At 45.3% G+C, this 15,463-nt stretch carries 18 protein-coding genes; all 18 read right to left on the bottom strand.

Going from position 1 to position 15,463, the window contains the following annotated elements; genetic code table 11:
* Positions 1-8: 8 nt before the first annotated feature.
* A complete protein-coding gene (locus ACUXAC_RS25985; protein ID WP_454267074.1) occupies positions 9-326 on the bottom strand; it encodes a hypothetical protein in 318 nt (105 codons plus the stop codon).
* Positions 327-328: 2 nt separating this feature from the next.
* The gene (locus tag ACUXAC_RS25980; RefSeq protein WP_454267072.1) at positions 329-964 is read right to left on the bottom strand and encodes a hypothetical protein; all 636 of its coding nucleotides are present in this window, start codon (positions 962-964) and stop codon (positions 329-331) included.
* 16 nt (positions 965-980) lie between these two features.
* Positions 981-1,676 (bottom strand): hypothetical protein, encoded by a 696-nt coding sequence (locus ACUXAC_RS25975; RefSeq protein WP_454267071.1) that lies wholly within the window; start codon positions 1,674-1,676, stop codon positions 981-983.
* An 11-nt stretch (positions 1,677-1,687) separates the two neighbouring features.
* Positions 1,688-2,218, bottom strand: coding sequence for a restriction endonuclease (locus ACUXAC_RS25970; RefSeq protein WP_454267070.1), 531 nt, complete (start codon positions 2,216-2,218; stop codon positions 1,688-1,690).
* A 255-nt stretch (positions 2,219-2,473) separates the two neighbouring features.
* Complete coding sequence (locus ACUXAC_RS25965; RefSeq protein ID WP_060452223.1) at positions 2,474-2,941, bottom strand: hypothetical protein; 468 nt, start codon at positions 2,939-2,941, stop codon at positions 2,474-2,476.
* 35 nt (positions 2,942-2,976) lie between these two features.
* Positions 2,977-3,369, bottom strand: a complete 393-nt coding sequence (locus tag ACUXAC_RS25960) for a cag pathogenicity island Cag12 family protein (protein WP_454267069.1) — start codon at positions 3,367-3,369, stop codon at positions 2,977-2,979.
* An 18-nt stretch (positions 3,370-3,387) separates the two neighbouring features.
* Positions 3,388-5,211, bottom strand: a complete 1,824-nt coding sequence (locus tag ACUXAC_RS25955; protein ID WP_060452222.1) for a type IV secretory system conjugative DNA transfer family protein — start codon at positions 5,209-5,211, stop codon at positions 3,388-3,390.
* A complete protein-coding gene (gene virB11, locus ACUXAC_RS25950) occupies positions 5,198-6,229 on the bottom strand; it encodes a P-type DNA transfer ATPase VirB11 (RefSeq protein WP_454267068.1) in 1,032 nt (343 codons plus the stop codon). The genes ACUXAC_RS25955 and virB11 overlap by 14 nt, the downstream gene beginning before the upstream one ends.
* Before the next feature lies 1 nt (position 6,230).
* Positions 6,231-7,508, bottom strand: coding sequence for a VirB10/TraB/TrbI family type IV secretion system protein (gene virB10 / locus ACUXAC_RS25945; RefSeq protein WP_454267067.1), 1,278 nt, complete (start codon positions 7,506-7,508; stop codon positions 6,231-6,233).
* Positions 7,501-8,415 carry a P-type conjugative transfer protein VirB9 gene (gene virB9 / locus ACUXAC_RS25940; protein WP_454267065.1) on the bottom strand — a complete coding sequence of 305 codons (915 nt, stop codon included), beginning with the start codon at positions 8,413-8,415 and terminating at the stop codon, positions 7,501-7,503. Before virB9 ends, virB10 begins: the two co-directional genes overlap by 8 nt.
* Positions 8,412-9,098: a virB8 family protein gene (locus tag ACUXAC_RS25935; RefSeq protein WP_282677419.1), complete on the bottom strand. Its 687-nt coding sequence runs from the start codon at positions 9,096-9,098 to the stop codon at positions 8,412-8,414. Before ACUXAC_RS25935 ends, virB9 begins: the two co-directional genes overlap by 4 nt.
* Before the next feature lie 171 nt (positions 9,099-9,269).
* Entirely contained in the window at positions 9,270-10,319 is a 1,050-nt protein-coding gene (locus tag ACUXAC_RS25930) for a type IV secretion system protein (protein WP_454267064.1), read from the bottom strand.
* A gap of 45 nt (positions 10,320-10,364) precedes the next feature.
* Positions 10,365-10,619 carry an EexN family lipoprotein gene (locus tag ACUXAC_RS25925; protein ID WP_176589712.1) on the bottom strand — a complete coding sequence of 85 codons (255 nt, stop codon included), beginning with the start codon at positions 10,617-10,619 and terminating at the stop codon, positions 10,365-10,367.
* Positions 10,616-11,341, bottom strand: coding sequence for a type IV secretion system protein (locus tag ACUXAC_RS25920; RefSeq protein ID WP_197786886.1), 726 nt, complete (start codon positions 11,339-11,341; stop codon positions 10,616-10,618). Before ACUXAC_RS25920 ends, ACUXAC_RS25925 begins: the two co-directional genes overlap by 4 nt.
* 12 nt (positions 11,342-11,353) lie before the next feature.
* Complete coding sequence (locus ACUXAC_RS25915) at positions 11,354-14,098, bottom strand: VirB4 family type IV secretion/conjugal transfer ATPase (protein ID WP_454267062.1); 2,745 nt, start codon at positions 14,096-14,098, stop codon at positions 11,354-11,356.
* 17 nt (positions 14,099-14,115) lie between these two features.
* The gene (locus tag ACUXAC_RS25910; RefSeq protein WP_454267061.1) at positions 14,116-14,406 is read right to left on the bottom strand and encodes a TrbC/VirB2 family protein; all 291 of its coding nucleotides are present in this window, start codon (positions 14,404-14,406) and stop codon (positions 14,116-14,118) included.
* 10 nt (positions 14,407-14,416) lie between these two features.
* Positions 14,417-15,049, bottom strand: coding sequence for a lytic transglycosylase domain-containing protein (locus ACUXAC_RS25905; protein WP_085337690.1), 633 nt, complete (start codon positions 15,047-15,049; stop codon positions 14,417-14,419).
* A 55-nt stretch (positions 15,050-15,104) separates the two neighbouring features.
* Positions 15,105-15,463: hypothetical protein (locus ACUXAC_RS25900; protein WP_454267060.1), on the bottom strand; the 359-nt coding region annotated here is incomplete at its 5' end.

The raw sequence follows: 15,463 nt of genomic DNA, 5'->3' as shown, positions 1-15,463 counted from the left end.
ATTAAAAATTATTTTTTCATACAATCACTTTGTACTAAAGACTGAATTTCACCCGCTGCCGCAACAATAGTTTCTTGTGCATTATCTTTATCAAAAGCGTTAATGATTATTGATAGCTGATCACTGACATCTCTTGCTAATGCAAAATCAACTTCATTGTCATCATCTATTCTGATATTTACGCAATCGTTTTTATCGTCGTACTCAGGGAAAACAACCAGTAAAGATCTGCCATTTGTGCGCTTTCTGTAGTCAGTAACCTGACGCCCTACGGATTCATCCGTCATGTAGTCTTCAATTTCCAACGTATCGTATTTAAGATCCATTTTTAATCCTCCAACTGAAGTGCGCCAGTAGCAAAGGCAGCTTCAACAATTGCGGAAAGCTGATGTGTTGGCATGTAATTTTTGTAATTAATCCATACTCGCTTGAATTTGCCATCCACTTCTACCACGCGCTGTCTCCGCTCATTACAATCACTGTCAATCCATACTCCGTTAAACAATGGTGAACTCTTGTTTTTGAAATAGATCTCTTGATCTTCATAAGTCATGATGCTCAACATCTTGGCAATATAACGACAAACAAGAGCAAAATGTTTCACTGAATCGTCTTTATCTTCAAAATCAATAACACCACCTTTTTTTATTTTGAATTTTCCTGATGTCATTATCAATGCACGGTCTGGTTTAGTAGGGAAAGTCCATGTTGCATAAAAGCTATAAAACCCTCGTTCCTTTTCCATCCACGCCTCCGCAACGAAACAAGACTCACCACCATCCAGACAAGCTGAATAGCGAGGAGGTACACAAAATGAATCGCTGTCGTGAGAAATAGGCTGCGTATATTTCCCAAGGATGAAAGTATCACCTACTTTCATATCCCTGATTGAACGCTGAAACCAGAGCGGCATACGGCAGTAACGCATAAAATCATACACCGTCTTTATTGAGCTCGTTTTCATAATTTACTCCATTTTATTAGCCATACGGACACACCGGGAACGTTAGCCAGCTTTCAAGCAAACACTCAGATTCTGGTTCCCAATAAAAGTAGTATCCCGATGTATGAAACCAGATAGGGGAGCCGTCGATCTCGCCTATCTGGTCAGCACCCTTTTTCAACTCATCGGCATAAAAGTCCGGCTCACGGGAATCCATAAGATTCTTTTCGACTAGCTCAACACGAGACTGAGAATCGATTTCTTGCCGCAAGTCTTCTGGATCAACTACCTCCCCCGTTTTCGTATCGATGCCAAAGGAGACTGTTTTCCCCGTCATTGATTTCTGAATGAATTGATTCCACATTCGCTCATCGAGACTGACAACATGCTCACTAATGCATCTCAAAAACCATGATTTCATACACTCCAGCTCAAACGCCTGTAAACTAGCATTCAAACCGTTAATATTTGCCCGTGGCAGGAATTTTGATAAATCAACAACTGCACTGCGCACCCTTTTCACTGTTAAACCAGCAGTAATATCATTCCCCGCAGACGGGAGGTTATGAAGGGCTTCTGTTAAGATAAGAACTGCCTTATTAACGGTTGTAAGATCTAACCCCAATTCGTTTCTAACCAAATAGCGAATTAATTCAAAACCACTTCGACCTAATCTGACACTTGCATCGGATTGACGGTTCAACCTTTTAAGCATTGAGCGATCCAGTTCCATAATTACCTCATTTAACTTATCGAAAAGGGCATATCCAAATCGATGAAATCCAGCAATCGGCTACCGGAGAGCATCAAAACTTTAGGGTGGTTGTTAACAAGGCTTTTAGAACCGCTCGACGTTCGTCCTGTGTGGCAGAAAATCCCCCTGCACTGAAACACCTCGATCAGCTCGATAAAGTCCTCTACATGGCGCTTGTTGATTTGATTGCTATAACGCTTGGCCTGGATAAAATAGAGCTCGCCATCGTGCCAAACTTTGCCGTCAATACCGCCATCACCGGAGTAGCGTTTGTTGCGCTGGATCTTGAAACCACGCCGTTCAAAGACTTCGAGTAACAATTCCTCAAACGTATATGGGTCAATCTTTCGCAGATACGCCAGGCGCTGCCCTGGATGCGATATCTCGCTGAGTTTCGCCAATACCCGGCCAGCCTGGCGGATCTTGCGGCGATGCCGCCGCGTTCTGCGCCGCCAGGACAACCAGGCGAAAAACAGCAACACAGCCATAAAGGCTATGGCATGGAGTAAGTGAAAATTCATCGTTGCATTCGCTATCAAAAGTGGCGGCGCCGGCGTGATGGCCAACGCAGAAATGACAGTATTTTCTCTACCTGGTCAGCTGCAGCTGAGAAAGGTTTGCTATCACCCCATCATCAGAGCGTTACCCACAAATCCACATGAGCGAAGCCAGTGAAGCGGAGAGGCCAACCAGCCACCTCCGCGAACGGGAGCGCCCTGATAGCCGGTGCAAGGCTATCAGGGGCGATTGTGGAGTTCGTGGGTTAACGTGGGGCATCACCAGTAGTACGTTTCGCCGACCTTCTTCCCGTCGATATAAATATCGACGTAGTTTTGGCTCCGGCACCCTGGCGGGTAGTGGTTCCCATTATTGATTATGCACAGCTGATCCTTCTTAAACTCTGCGGGCTTGGTTTCGTACTTGGTACACCATTCATCACCGTGACCATGCGCCCAGCGGACGCACTCTTTACGTTCTGGAAGCCATGCGCCTTTACCCATGCTGGCGTCGCCGCTGCTCCCACTGTCCACCGCACAGGAAGAAAAACTCGGCAGCGGAGACTTACCCTTCTTTAGCCGCTTTAACATCGCTGAATGCGCACCGCCACACCCATCAGGAAAACCACCAGGTAGGCAAAGCCAAATAGCGCATTCATCTTGTGATGCCGCATAAGCGACTTTAGGCGTAAATCCAGACATCAAAAAAAGGGCGGACAAAGCCAACCCTGCAAGCAAAGTTTTCATTTTCACCTCTAGATATGATTACTACTGAAAGGTATTTAACGAGAGAGATAAATATCCGTATTTCGACCAGACCAACTGTATTCGCTCTTTTGATATCTGATTACCCCCTTAGCACCGTGCGTGCGCAGCCACGATTTCGCATTAAAAAAATCATCGGCATTATTGGCCGTCACCATAACAAACGGCGAATGAACCACTGCATAATAGACGTCTACGCCATACGGCGTATCGGTTGAAAAATTTCGTATAACACGCGACCATTTCCCGTCTACATGTGGTGCCGGGTTAACAACATAATTTTCACGCCATTCCGGCAGCGTTCCGTTCATCGCTGTCGGTGTCTTATCCCAATCAACAGGCGTCGGAGGCGGCGGAGAAGAACACCCACCGAGCAGCCCCGACACCAATATCAATTTAATCAGCTTCATGATTATTCCTCACTTAATTTAAAACAGCTCTGCTTCCAGTTCGCCTAATGAGAGCATGACTTCTTTTGATGGGTAGTCGAGGCCTTTACCAAAGGCCACGCCTTTGTTCCTTTTTTTCACTTCGTTTTCAAGTTTAGGAGAAACAGATACTAACTTATCCATAAAGTAGTGATCGTTGAAGTAGAAGGCCTTATCACACTTAATCGGGTTTTCACCTTTAAGAAGTATAAATTCTTCTTCAAACTTCAATGTACCCAGCTCTTGTGGCAATACCAATGCACGTTGCGCATCTGATTCTGATTCCCCTCGGGTAGTCGAACTTTTCGCCATGCTCCGGCTTTTCCCTTTGTTTTTTACCGTGGTATAACCCAGCTTTGCGGACACCTCATCGGCATCTTCTTTTTCACTGACCGCATAAATCACACGGCACGGGTGGTTAGCCATCAACGACTTCGCGCCATACAAACCATAAATCTCTATGAGCTGGGCGATATTTTGATAAATGGTCAACAGCTTCAATTTGAAACCCGCAATAAAGCCGGACGCTTTTTTGATGTAATGCATCGCACCAATTGAAGGGAACTCATCGAGTAAAAACAAAACATCGTTTTTGTTTTCCGGTACAAAGTCGGGGTTTTCTCGCATACTCACGTCGATTGCAAAGTTAAAAAACAGATTTAAGAATGAGTCCGCAATCTTTGCATCGTCCGCGTTAACACCGATGTAGATAGTGATTTTCTTTTTGCGCAGTTCGCGTAAATCAAAATCGTTGCGATCGGTAGCTGCGCGAAAAAGCGGTAGCGTAAACGAATCAAGCTTTTTCTGGAATGTTTCCTCTGTACTGGATTTTGCTTCCCCCTCCGCCTCAAACAATTTTTTTATTTTGTTGAGTGCGTCGGTGATGACGTAGGTATCGTTCATATTGCCATCAGCAAGCGTAACCAGTTCTTCCCGATCGCTCAGTAACGCCTCCTGGTCTACGGCATAGTAGAGATCAAGAACCGTACCGATTGAAAACACGGGTTTTACACCGATGTTTTCAAGGTACTTTTTATCATACTTGATAAGGAAGTAGAGCAACTCTGTAAACCCTACAAATACCCGGCTCGCAGCACTGTTAAAGTGGGCTTCAGGCCCGGTCAATCCGATTGACGGCCAACATGTTTCCGCGAGGTTCTTTAAATATCCCGCTCCTTTCTCCGATGCGAGATCTATATAAAAAAGCGGGTTAAATCCGTGGGTTTTACTGCTGAACGGGTCGAGCAGGTAGACTGAGTGACCCAGCACACGTTGCCGGAACTTGCTGGTTATCATGTAACACTCTTGCTTCGGATCCAGCACAATCATCGAGTGAAGCCAGCTCAATAGGTTCGGTATTACAACAGCCGCCCCCTTACCGGCGCGTGTACCTGCGCCCATCGAGATAAAATCAGGGGCAATGTATCTAATGAGTTTGCCTTTGTATCTGCCGATGATAACGCCGCCTTTTGACTCGTCCCCCCAGGTCACAACCTTCGAGCGACGAATATCAGACTCTGAGGCAAACTTTGCATCACCGTACAAATTGCTCTTGGTTTTATTCCCGGACAATAGCGCGACAGCAAAAAGAATGATTGAACCAAGAAACCCGATCCCCAAAGCCTTAATTGCGCTTAATCGAATATCAAAGCGAATATTATCACCGGTCAACACCTGCCATAACATGCCGAATCGATAGGATTTATATATTCCTTTAACCCCGATGCCGTTTAACGGGTAAACGGCAACGGTAGCTATCATCCAGACAATCGGCAGTGAAACAACGATTAAAAATATCCACTGCTGTTTGTTAAAAGATTTCATCTCGGAACCTCTTCTGATACGCCTCTTTATCGGCGTCCTTGAAGTAAATTTCCCCGATCCGCCGAACATCCCCCTCAACCTGGATACTGGCTATCACGTCAATACAGTTCAAAACCTTGCTGAGAATGACGCTGTACGGCAACATCCGGCATTCGCTGTTCTGATAGCAGCGCTCGATTAACCCCATGATCGCCTCGTAAGGGCTCCCGGCATGGAGACTCGTAATTGCTCCCTCATGCCCCGAGGTGACGATTTTCAAAAAATCCCATGCCTCGCCGCCGCGCACCTCTGTTTGCAGGATGCGATCGGGGTTCATACGGTAGTTGGCGCGTAATAACGAACTGGATGTGACGATTTCATTTTCACCATTACCCGACTCACTCGGATAAAACAGATGAACGTAGTTTTTATGCTTTGTGAACTTAACCTCCGGGTTATCTTCCAACGTAGTGATACGCAGGTCGAGAGGAATGTAATCAACCAACGTTTTTAAATAGGTTGTTTTTCCCGAGCCGGTTTCCCCCACAAACACCATCGTCTTGCCGTATTCGATACACTTTTCCATAAAAACAGGAAAGTCTTTGTCCAAATACAATTGCAATAACTCAGCATTACGACTGCTTTGCTGTTCCTTTCCAGATATTCGGTTGTAGAAACCTGAATCAATGTATTGCTGATGAGGGATTTGGACATACGATGGTTTTCGAAGCGTAATGGAGACAGTATCCCGCTCGCAAGCGGGATTAAATATCACCTGACCACGTTCACCTGATTCTAACGTCGCGGACAGAATCGGCTTAAGACTGCTAATTTCATCTTTGTGAAAGTTGGCTAATTGACGTGCAAATTTTTCGCAATCATCAAGCGGCAATTTAACATCATGCCGGTTCCATTTACCGGCGATCTTTGTAAATAGCTCATTGGGACGATTAACAGCGATTTCTGTCAACCCTGGAAGGTCTAGAAAATCGCCAAACATTTTGTTTCTCTGATACTCAAGGCTCTCATTTTTTGCCATGTTATCCCCGCTTATACTGCAATCGGTAGATTTTTGAGAAGTCGATATCCCGGCCAGTGACCAGCGTGATGATTTCCCCCTGATTTTTGTAAATCGTCGGTGGGATATTGACGCTGTTTTCAAACGCTGTTTTCGCCATATCGGCAAATGCCTGACGGCTGTTTTCCGTGTAATCGGTATTGCGGTCTTTTTTACCGGCGCTATCTGTCACTGCATTCGCAATATCAGGGATAATCCCCAGCATCGACGCCCCAACAAACCGATCATAGAAATGCGTATCAACCCAGCCGTCCATTCCCGCTTCGCCGAGCTCACCGGCCGCCGCTGTATCAACCAGCGGGATATCCAGGAACGGCTTCTGTTGGGTTCTCAGCTTGGTAGCGATGACGAACGCGCGCGCCTGGCCGTGGCGAAGCGTTCCCGTCTTGTAGACCAATGTCGCCACAGTGCCTTTATCGAGCAGCTTGGTGTGCTTACTGGCGCTATACACATCTTCCGTCAGCTGACATTGCAGTTTACCGGCGACGTCCGAAATAAAGCGGCGAGTTAACGCACACGGCAACGAGGTGTTCTCCGGTAAGTAAAGGTCTGGGTTATACGGTATACGCCGTACCGCCTCTAAAGCCCCCTCATCGCCCTCAGATGCCGCGTTAGTGTCTGTGCCTTTAGACGGTACAGCCTCAGCTTTCTCGGCGTCCTCTTGCGTCTCATGCTTGCGGCTAGAGCCACTCGATTGACTTGATGAGGTGTTATCACTGACGACCGCCAACGCCCTGGAGAATGTCATAGGTGCCGGTGCGCCAGGTGTAGCGGCAGCGGCTTCAGCACCAGGTGTGCTTTCTACCGACTCCGCTTTCGGCGGCTCTTCTTGCTTGAAGGGGTCAACACCCTGACCGAGATCGCTACGCCGGTTAACGCTGCTTTCCGTGGATTTTACGGTTTCTGGTTTATCCGTATTATCCGGCGACTTGTATTTTGAATAGATTTTAAGGCCGACGACCGTGGCAATTATCAGCGCCAATGTGATGAAAATCAGCCCTTTTAACACCCGGTCTTTTTTGCTTTTTTTGAGCTTAATAACTTCCGGCTGGTGAGTTAACACCTCTTCTTCAACATCGTTTTCCCGCGATTCTCTTTCCTGTCGCTCGCGTAACTCCTGCTCTATTTCGGCGACGGTTTTTTCTCGCTGTTGCGTTGGTGAGTTATCAACCTTCGCTTTTTCTTCTCTTTCCCTTAATTCTTGTTCGATTTCATCAGGCGTTTTATTTTCGTTACTCATTATCAACCTCCACGCGCTCGACATTTGGTGAAACCGTCGAACCATCTTTCACCGTAATCTTCCCAAAGCCTTTATTGACCAATCCAATAACTGCATTGCCATAACGCAAGACAAAAGATGGATTGGTTTGCGGGATCACGATGACTTTGTAATTCCCCTTTTGTTTAATCCCTGGGTTGGTCGCAATTTCTTTCCCATTGGAATACATAAACGCGGCAGGCAGCTTTTTCACCGGCGAAAAACCGATATAGGTAAACCGACCATCGTCATAGGCAAAATCAGGCGTGATCATGCCGCTGTCTTTACCAACCTGCATGTAGTATTCCCAATTACGCGGTGCCTGGGCGTTAGCCAGGGCTTTCTCTATGCGCTGGTTCTCTTGTTGCTGCTGCAACTCTTTTAACCGCGCAGCTTCCATTTTTGCGGCTTTAGCGCGGGTTTCCTGTGGGTAGGTATAGCTGACCACATAAGAGATCGTTCCCGATGGCTTACCGGCCTCCTGAACATGCAGCTCGACGCTGTAGTATCGTTTGGTCGTGACGATAAAGAGGTTCGTCACCCAATCCTTACTCGTCGGCTCAAACACCTGGTTAACCTGCTGGCCATTCTCGCCAGGAACCGGTTGAGCGATCGGAACAGCCCGGATATAGACGCGATTAGCGTCATGCTTAATATCCCAGCCTTTTTCCATGCCTGGACGAGCATCAAGCACCGTCTCTTCATCGTCAAACACCAGGGTAGAAAGATATCCGACACCGGCAGTGATCACCGTTGTGTTAGACGCGTTATAGCTGACCTGCTGCATTCTGCTGTCATAGCCTCGGCTGCTTGGCGAAACAGCCGCACCGGCCGTTTGCATCAGCAAGGCACTACTCAGCACAAGCGCGATGGTTCCATACTTCATCATGGCGTCACCCCGTTCTCTTTTTCGGCTTCATAGCTGGTCACAACAAAGCCGAGCTTGTTGATTTCGCGCTGTTCCTCAGTGAGATCCTTGGTCGGCACATAGCGGAAAGTGATACGCGCAACCCAATATTCTTCGCGTTCCATCCCCGATTTAATGTTACGGATGGTTTTCTTAAATCGGATGGTTGCCAGCAGATCAGGTTTTGTCGCCTCAGTGATAAAATCGGAAATCACTTTGATTCGAACCGTGTTATCCGCATTGTGATAAATCACATCAGGAGAGTTTTTGCCATTAAATACGGCAAGATACTCCTTATTCACATCATCCGAGTTATAAGCCTGAATACGGTTATAATCGTCTTGCAATGAGAAGTAGTTATACCGTTCCCGCAGTTCGATATAATTTTCGGCGTTCACTTTATTGGTTGCCAAATCCCCGGAGATACTCTCTTCGGTAAATTCGCTCACCTTACTAATGGTTCCTGCTGCCTTATCCAAAACGTAAAGGCTGACTTTAGTCTCTTTCAGCGGCAGCAGGATAAGAATTGCGACTATCGACAAAATGGCGATAAGCACACCGACAGCGCCGATAAAAAAGCCTACTTTTTTATCACGTTCATCCCGCTCCATGTTTTTTTTCTCAAATCCCTGAGCGGCTTTTATTGTCTTTTCGATATTAGACATTATTGATTACCTCCGCCGAATTAACAGGAACCAACTCACCCGATGCCGAGGGTGGCAACGGTGAATTTGAAGCACAGCCAGCTAAGACGCAGATAAGCGCCATGACAATGAGTTTATTCATGTGAATTACCTAATTAGAATGGGAATTGCTGTGAAACAGATGAATGGATTTCAAGAAGCGCGTGAGTTGTTCCGCGCAATAACCTTTTGTACGACAGCACGGCCTACGCGGCCAGCGCCATAACCCGTACCGGCAGAAAGGCCAGAGGACTCTTTTTGCTTCCAGGAAGTACCTTTAGCCCCTTCTATGGTTCCGCGCCCAGCGTTGACCGTTCCCCGCATAACACCGCCAGCGGCTTTAGCAGCTCCAAAACCGCCAATAGACAGCCCTACTGCCGCCATACCTTGAACAGCGCCCTCAAGACCAACGCCTGCTAGTTGTGCGGCAAACTTCGATGATAACCAGACGACAAAAGCACATATAACACCAGCAGCACCGGCCATAGCTCCCATAGTAATTAAATTGGACTCATTTGCTGATGCTTTTATAGTTTCTAGAACGCCATTTAGATATTTTATACCGGAAGATAGAACTAGGGTCGCAAACATCAGTGTTAGAATGGAAGAGAAAATAGATTGAAGCCAGTTATTGAACATTGTCCTTAAGAAGCCGAACATCAAACAGAAAATAAAAACTGGAGCTGTAACTGTTAAAAGGAGAATTGTAATCTCAGCACTCAAGAAAACAATAGTTGTTAATAATAGGGCTACCAGCACCCCAGCCCACACTAAGATAGAACCTATACCACCTTCCATTTTTACATAGGTAGAAGAATCTAGGTCTAACAAAGTCCCACTAATTTGTTGAGCTTTGAACCAAAGTTGATCAAGATAGAGCCAAACGTTATCAGAACCAGACAAACCTGTTTTCAGGCCGTCAAGTGCGCTGATAGCCAAATCTAAATATCCGCCTCCATTCTGTAAGAATGCTATAATAATGCTCATCTTGCCAACTTCGAAAACAGTATCTTCAACAGGTCGTTGAAGTTTGCCCGCCATAATACGATACCCTTGAACAAGCATGTAAATTGTTATTGATGCTTGAATCAATGTAGAAAAAAGCCCAGCATAAAAGGCCATTTTACCTTGTGTTGAGCTTTCTATCGTATTCATGACAAGCTTATCCATAGATTGGAAAAAATCTGTGGCTTCACCAGGCATGAGTGCCTCCTAAAAAATCAGCCCTGAATAATCAGGGCTAGATTGTTACGCCGACTTACGCATTAGTGGTAGGAACTTGCTTTCTAATTCGGCATCCCCAGAACGAGCAAAACTGATAGCAGCTTTTCTTGCGTTCTCACAGTTTTGACTTGCCTCGCCAGAATCAATGCACTTCTTATAGACATTGAAGGTTTCTTCTGGATGGTCTTTATACCAACTTTCCGATTTTGGTTCGTCTTTACATCCCGATAAAAAACCAACCGCTATAGATACAATTCCTACAGTAATAATTTTTTTCATGAACCCAAATCTCCGAATTTTGGTAACGGTGCATTTATTTGCTGCTGCCGAAACGCTTTCTCGCGTTTCTGTTGCAACAGCTTATCACGCTGCTCCGATGCCTTCATGTTCATTTCCCACTGATTTGAGAGCACATTGAGCTGGACGCTTTTTGCCTGGATGGCATTAGCCAGGTCTTGCGATTCTTTCGAATCCTTCGAACCGGCGATGCGGCTTGAAAGCGAGGCGATATCATTCAGTGCCGTGTTGATCTGCCCCTGCACCTCAGTGGTCTGTTCAATCGCCCACGCCTTATTGACCGTTTCTTGCTTGCAGATATTGATGTAGCTCTGCGCCTGCTTCACGTCACAAATATCGAAGTCTTTATACTTATTATAAAGACTGTCCAAAGCCCCAGCCGGGGCGCTGTTCGACGTCAGCAGATCATTGAGGCTGATACCCTGCTTTTGAAGATTGAGGATATCATTTTTCAAGCCTTGCCCCTGCGCAACCAGGCCTTGAATATCCCTTAACCCTGTAGCCGTCATCAACTGGTCTTTGTAAGCCTGGATTTGAGAGCGGTAATGCTGCGCGGTATCCATCCACCGCTTGGCTTCCTTAACCCATTCAGCCTCACGTAGCGGATCAGCATCAACCATAACAGGTATACCTGCAATCGCAGGTATAGAACTACTCAATAAAGCAGCCATAACAAAACCAGCGAGTAATTTACGCGTAGTCATTTTAATCACCTTCTATAGAGCCAAGTTAAGATAAGCATCGAGCCATTGCTCCGGCTTCATGCCCGGTTTGAAAATAGAGTCAAATATTTCGAGATTATCTTCGCTGCCGCTCAAGACTTTTGTATAAACGCCAAGGCAAGATAAATCGAAAGAAACCAGCGCCGCGAATTTCTGAACATCACCCTTACGCAGCGCCGTTTTAACGATTAAAAATTGGCGAGACTCAGGGTCTATATTCTTGATTATTTCAAAATGCGCGGGGTCAACTTTCGCACCTTCAACATACTCGGCATAATCTGCTTTTGGGTTTGCCAAATAAATATCAGTGGAAGTCTGCTCAAGCGTCGCCTTAGAGATTTTGTGCTTTAACACTTCATCTAAGGATTGCGTGGCAAAAATCACAATACCGTTCAACTTGCGAATGGTTTTGAGTTTGTTATAAACAAAATCAGCAAACGCATCATTTGCCAGCCACTTCCAGAACTCATCGAGGATAAGAACCAATCGACGGCCATCTAACAAACTTGTCACCCGGTAAAGCAGATAGAAAGCGATCGGGGAGCGTGTATCTTCATCATCGAGGAACTCTGTACCATCGATGCCGAAATTATCTATATGGCTTATATCAAACGAATCTTCATCGTTATCAAACACCCAACCAAAATCGGCACCTTGTTTCCACTGCGACAAACGGATGCGCAATCCGTTCTCTTGTGCCTGGACAGTAGTCGATTCGTTCAGGGTTTCGAGGACGCGAGTTATGCCATAAGAGCGTAATTCCTTTGGCAAGTCCATCACATCATCGACAGCCTGGTATAAGTCGATTTCCTGCCTGGCCGTCAATACCTCACCCCGCCGGGTGACGATGAGCTTCATCAGGTTTTTGACAAAAACCCGATTACGCTTCGTTGGCTCCAGTTTAAAAGGGTTCCAACCTGTAGGCTCGCCTGCTTTGACGCGGAAATATTCGCCCCCAAGTGCACGAACGTTGAGTTCAGCCCCGCGGTCTTTATCAAAGAAAACGGTGGTAAGACGTTTCGTTTTAGCCTGTGGAGAGAAAGATTCCGGTGCCCGGTATTTCTGCATTGCACATGCCAACAAACATAGGAGCATGGTTTTACCTGAACCTGCTGTGCCGATGATCTTGGTATTCCCTAAAGTTTTTCTATTGAAATCATCCTGCCCCATCATGGTGTTATGAACATTCAGATAATACGGTGCCTGACTGTTGGTTTTAGCAATAACAATCGCTTCACCCCACGGGGTTTTATCCCGCTTACCACTCATCACAGAATGAAGTGAAGTGAGTTCAACGAAGTTCTGACTACTCACCGGCACCAGACGAGGCCGTAAATGGTAAACACCCGGCAATTGAGCGCAAAAAGCCGCTGGCAACGACAACGTTGAGAGCGTCACGATCAGGCCGATATCCGTCAGCGTAGAGCGGATCTGGTTGGTGTCTTTAATCAACTGTTCAAGCGAATCGGCATAAACCAGAAGAGAATAGTGATACAACCCAAAACTGATATCGCCAGAAGTCAGCATACTTTTGGCGATTTCAAGGTCTTCCTTCTCTTCTACAGCGTCGTCCTGCGTACTACTCAGCCTTTTTTCCTGATCATGGATGGCTTTTTTTGCCTCAGACTTACTCATGCTGGTAAACGACTGCGTTAGCACATACTCAATGGGCTCGTAGATAAGTGAATCTAATAACCCCGGCTCAGTTAATTTTGTAAACCCTTTAATTTCAATGGAGCGGAAATATCGACGGGAGTCAAAATTATTAACTTGTGCAGAGTCAGAGCTAATAAATACGTCAGAACTACCAAGGAGCTCATAAAAGGGCGTGTTAGTGACTAAAACATCCTGCCACGCTCCAGTAATGAGGTAGTTGTAAAAACTCAGCTGCGAAGAATAGACTCGGTTGTTTTTTTCAAAAAGCCCCAGCGCTTTAGGCCGATAACGCTGCAACATGCTTTCAACAGAAGAACGCAGCTCATTCATACGCAGTATCGCGTCCTGTTGCGTTTTCTTCTTGAATTTGTCGCCCTTCGTCTTTCTCTCTGCCTTTTCTTCTTTATTAAAAGGGATAAAGCACAGCGTAACAAAGATACTGACCTTGTAAAATGGTTTGGTTTTTATGCCCGCATAATAAAGAGAGGATATTTTATCAGCAAACACATTTCCCGACGGTGAATCAAGGTCATCGTGAAACTTACGCCGTACTTTATGTACATAGAACGTCACTGCCTCACCCGAATATGAAACAATGGCTTTATTGAGTTGAGTCGCCAGCATATCCAAAACATCTTGCGTTTGGCACTCAAACGGTTCACCGTCAACTTCCCACGTTGCCACTAAGTCAGAACCGCGATTTTTAATAATAGCTTTGTCAATGTGTGACGAATAGGGAATGATTTTTTCTAATGGTGCTCTTTGGTTTAACTTCATAGCGTCTATAAACTCCGTAACGTCCACGGCATCATAACTTTGGCAACTGATCGTTGAAACACCGTAGAAATTATTATTGACTGAGTTCCCTTTGGTTTTTAGCCAAAGAAGCATCAGGTCGAAGAAATGCTCGTCCTGTGATGTTTTTCTTCGCATGTATATAAAAACGATGGGGATCAGCACCCATAGGAACTTAGTAAAAACCAGACCAGCCATGAAGAGAACAAAAAAAACTATTAAAGCAGGGGCAACAGGCACCCCTATTAATAGCGGAGGTCTGGTTAGCGCTTTAAAAACGGTAGCCATAGTTACCCCTTGCCGATTTAGGAAATGACCAAAGCCACGAATTCGGAGATACCAATCACGATACCGGCACCAATGATGACGTTTTTCATTTCCATCAGTGAACGACCATCAAAGAACACTTTAAAACCAACCCAAAGACCAGCCAGGGTTGCAGTCGCGATAGCAATGGTATGTAACCCCGCAATGATCGCATTCAGCATCTGGTTTACTTTTTCAAAACCGTTGGCCGCGTTTGCATTGACGCTCACGGAAACCAGGGCTAACAGAACAGCAGTGTTAAGAGCAGACAGGTGTTTTTTAATAAACATAGGATTTCCTTCAATTTTTAGACAGTTGTATATCACCACGAATCAGTCGTGATGGATAAATGATGATTGGTGAATTAGAACGTGACTCTTTAGCTTCTTCCTCTTTCTTTACTTCCCCCTTATCTTCCTTAGTGCTAGGCACAGCAAAAGTTTTCCCTGGTGAGTTTTTATAACCAATACGTTCAACGTAACTCGTCTGATTAAATTCAGACTCTTTCTTTTTCCCAGCATCAAAATTGCCGGTGTAATAGCAGCTCAAAGCGTTCTTGAGCGTTTTTCCCCTGGTGTAGCAGTCGGTGATGATTTTCTCGAAAACAGAAAGATTTGTGCATGGGTCGAATAGCTTCTCAGCATCAACGTTAAATTGCTTAAAGTTAGTGCTCGTAATTTGCATAAGCCCGACCGAGTAACGCCTTTTCTTTTCCTCTATTGCCTTGACGATAGATAAAGCATCGAATTTATTGCTCGGCATATGCGATATGACGCTTTTCCCGTCTTTCAATCTTTGGCTTTTAGGAATTATTTCCGCTATGGCATACGGATTAAATCCTGACTCCACCCTGACAACATCCATCGCTGTATCAGGGTGCACAGAGGCCGCGCACTGCATCGCAAGCGCGATAAATGTTGTAGATGAGATCATGTTCGATATTCCGTAAGAGAGGTATTAACCGCAATTGATTGTTTTTTAAAATTGCTTACTGGTCATTACTAGAGGGTTTTATTGCATTTAACACTTGCTGGCGCAGTCTCAAATCCGCAAGCCTCTTATCTCTCAGAAGAATAAAACCTTCTATTGCACTTAATTCTTTGCGCCCTATTAAAAAGCACTCTTCAAAAAGTGGAATGAAAAATTCGCGAAACTCCTCATCTTCGGCGCAATCGCCAAACAGAGAAAAAACAGTTGATGATGATACAACCTTTTTTCTCTTATTGAACTGAAAGATTGAAAATGAAATAATGATTAAGCCAAACAATAAAATCAATTGGAAATTGAAATTTATATATTTAAAAACAAAAACCAAAAGACAAGCAATAATACCGGAAATGATGATGA

It is taken from the genome of Serratia sp. 121840015-1 (genome assembly GCF_053627655.1).
Note: the sequence above shows the minus strand (reverse complement) of the source record. Positions and strands in the feature narration are given on the sequence as shown.

Coding starts and splice junctions, on each gene's coding strand:
- ACUXAC_RS25985 (WP_454267074.1), bottom strand. CDS start 326: ATGGATCTTAAATACGATACGTTGGAAATTGAAGACTACATGACGGAT.
- ACUXAC_RS25980 (WP_454267072.1), bottom strand. CDS start 964: ATGAAAACGAGCTCAATAAAGACGGTGTATGATTTTATGCGTTACTGC.
- ACUXAC_RS25975 (WP_454267071.1), bottom strand. CDS start 1,676: ATGGAACTGGATCGCTCAATGCTTAAAAGGTTGAACCGTCAATCCGAT.
- ACUXAC_RS25970 (WP_454267070.1), bottom strand. CDS start 2,218: ATGAATTTTCACTTACTCCATGCCATAGCCTTTATGGCTGTGTTGCTG.
- ACUXAC_RS25965 (WP_060452223.1), bottom strand. CDS start 2,941: ATGAAAACTTTGCTTGCAGGGTTGGCTTTGTCCGCCCTTTTTTTGATG.
- ACUXAC_RS25960 (WP_454267069.1), bottom strand. CDS start 3,369: ATGAAGCTGATTAAATTGATATTGGTGTCGGGGCTGCTCGGTGGGTGT.
- ACUXAC_RS25955 (WP_060452222.1), bottom strand. CDS start 5,211: ATGAAATCTTTTAACAAACAGCAGTGGATATTTTTAATCGTTGTTTCA.
- virB11 (WP_454267068.1), bottom strand. CDS start 6,229: ATGGCAAAAAATGAGAGCCTTGAGTATCAGAGAAACAAAATGTTTGGC.
- virB10 (WP_454267067.1), bottom strand. CDS start 7,508: ATGAGTAACGAAAATAAAACGCCTGATGAAATCGAACAAGAATTAAGG.
- virB9 (WP_454267065.1), bottom strand. CDS start 8,415: ATGATGAAGTATGGAACCATCGCGCTTGTGCTGAGTAGTGCCTTGCTG.
- ACUXAC_RS25935 (WP_282677419.1), bottom strand. CDS start 9,098: ATGTCTAATATCGAAAAGACAATAAAAGCCGCTCAGGGATTTGAGAAA.
- ACUXAC_RS25930 (WP_454267064.1), bottom strand. CDS start 10,319: ATGCCTGGTGAAGCCACAGATTTTTTCCAATCTATGGATAAGCTTGTC.
- ACUXAC_RS25925 (WP_176589712.1), bottom strand. CDS start 10,619: ATGAAAAAAATTATTACTGTAGGAATTGTATCTATAGCGGTTGGTTTT.
- ACUXAC_RS25920 (WP_197786886.1), bottom strand. CDS start 11,341: ATGACTACGCGTAAATTACTCGCTGGTTTTGTTATGGCTGCTTTATTG.
- ACUXAC_RS25915 (WP_454267062.1), bottom strand. CDS start 14,098: ATGGCTACCGTTTTTAAAGCGCTAACCAGACCTCCGCTATTAATAGGG.
- ACUXAC_RS25910 (WP_454267061.1), bottom strand. CDS start 14,406: ATGTTTATTAAAAAACACCTGTCTGCTCTTAACACTGCTGTTCTGTTA.
- ACUXAC_RS25905 (WP_085337690.1), bottom strand. CDS start 15,049: ATGATCTCATCTACAACATTTATCGCGCTTGCGATGCAGTGCGCGGCC.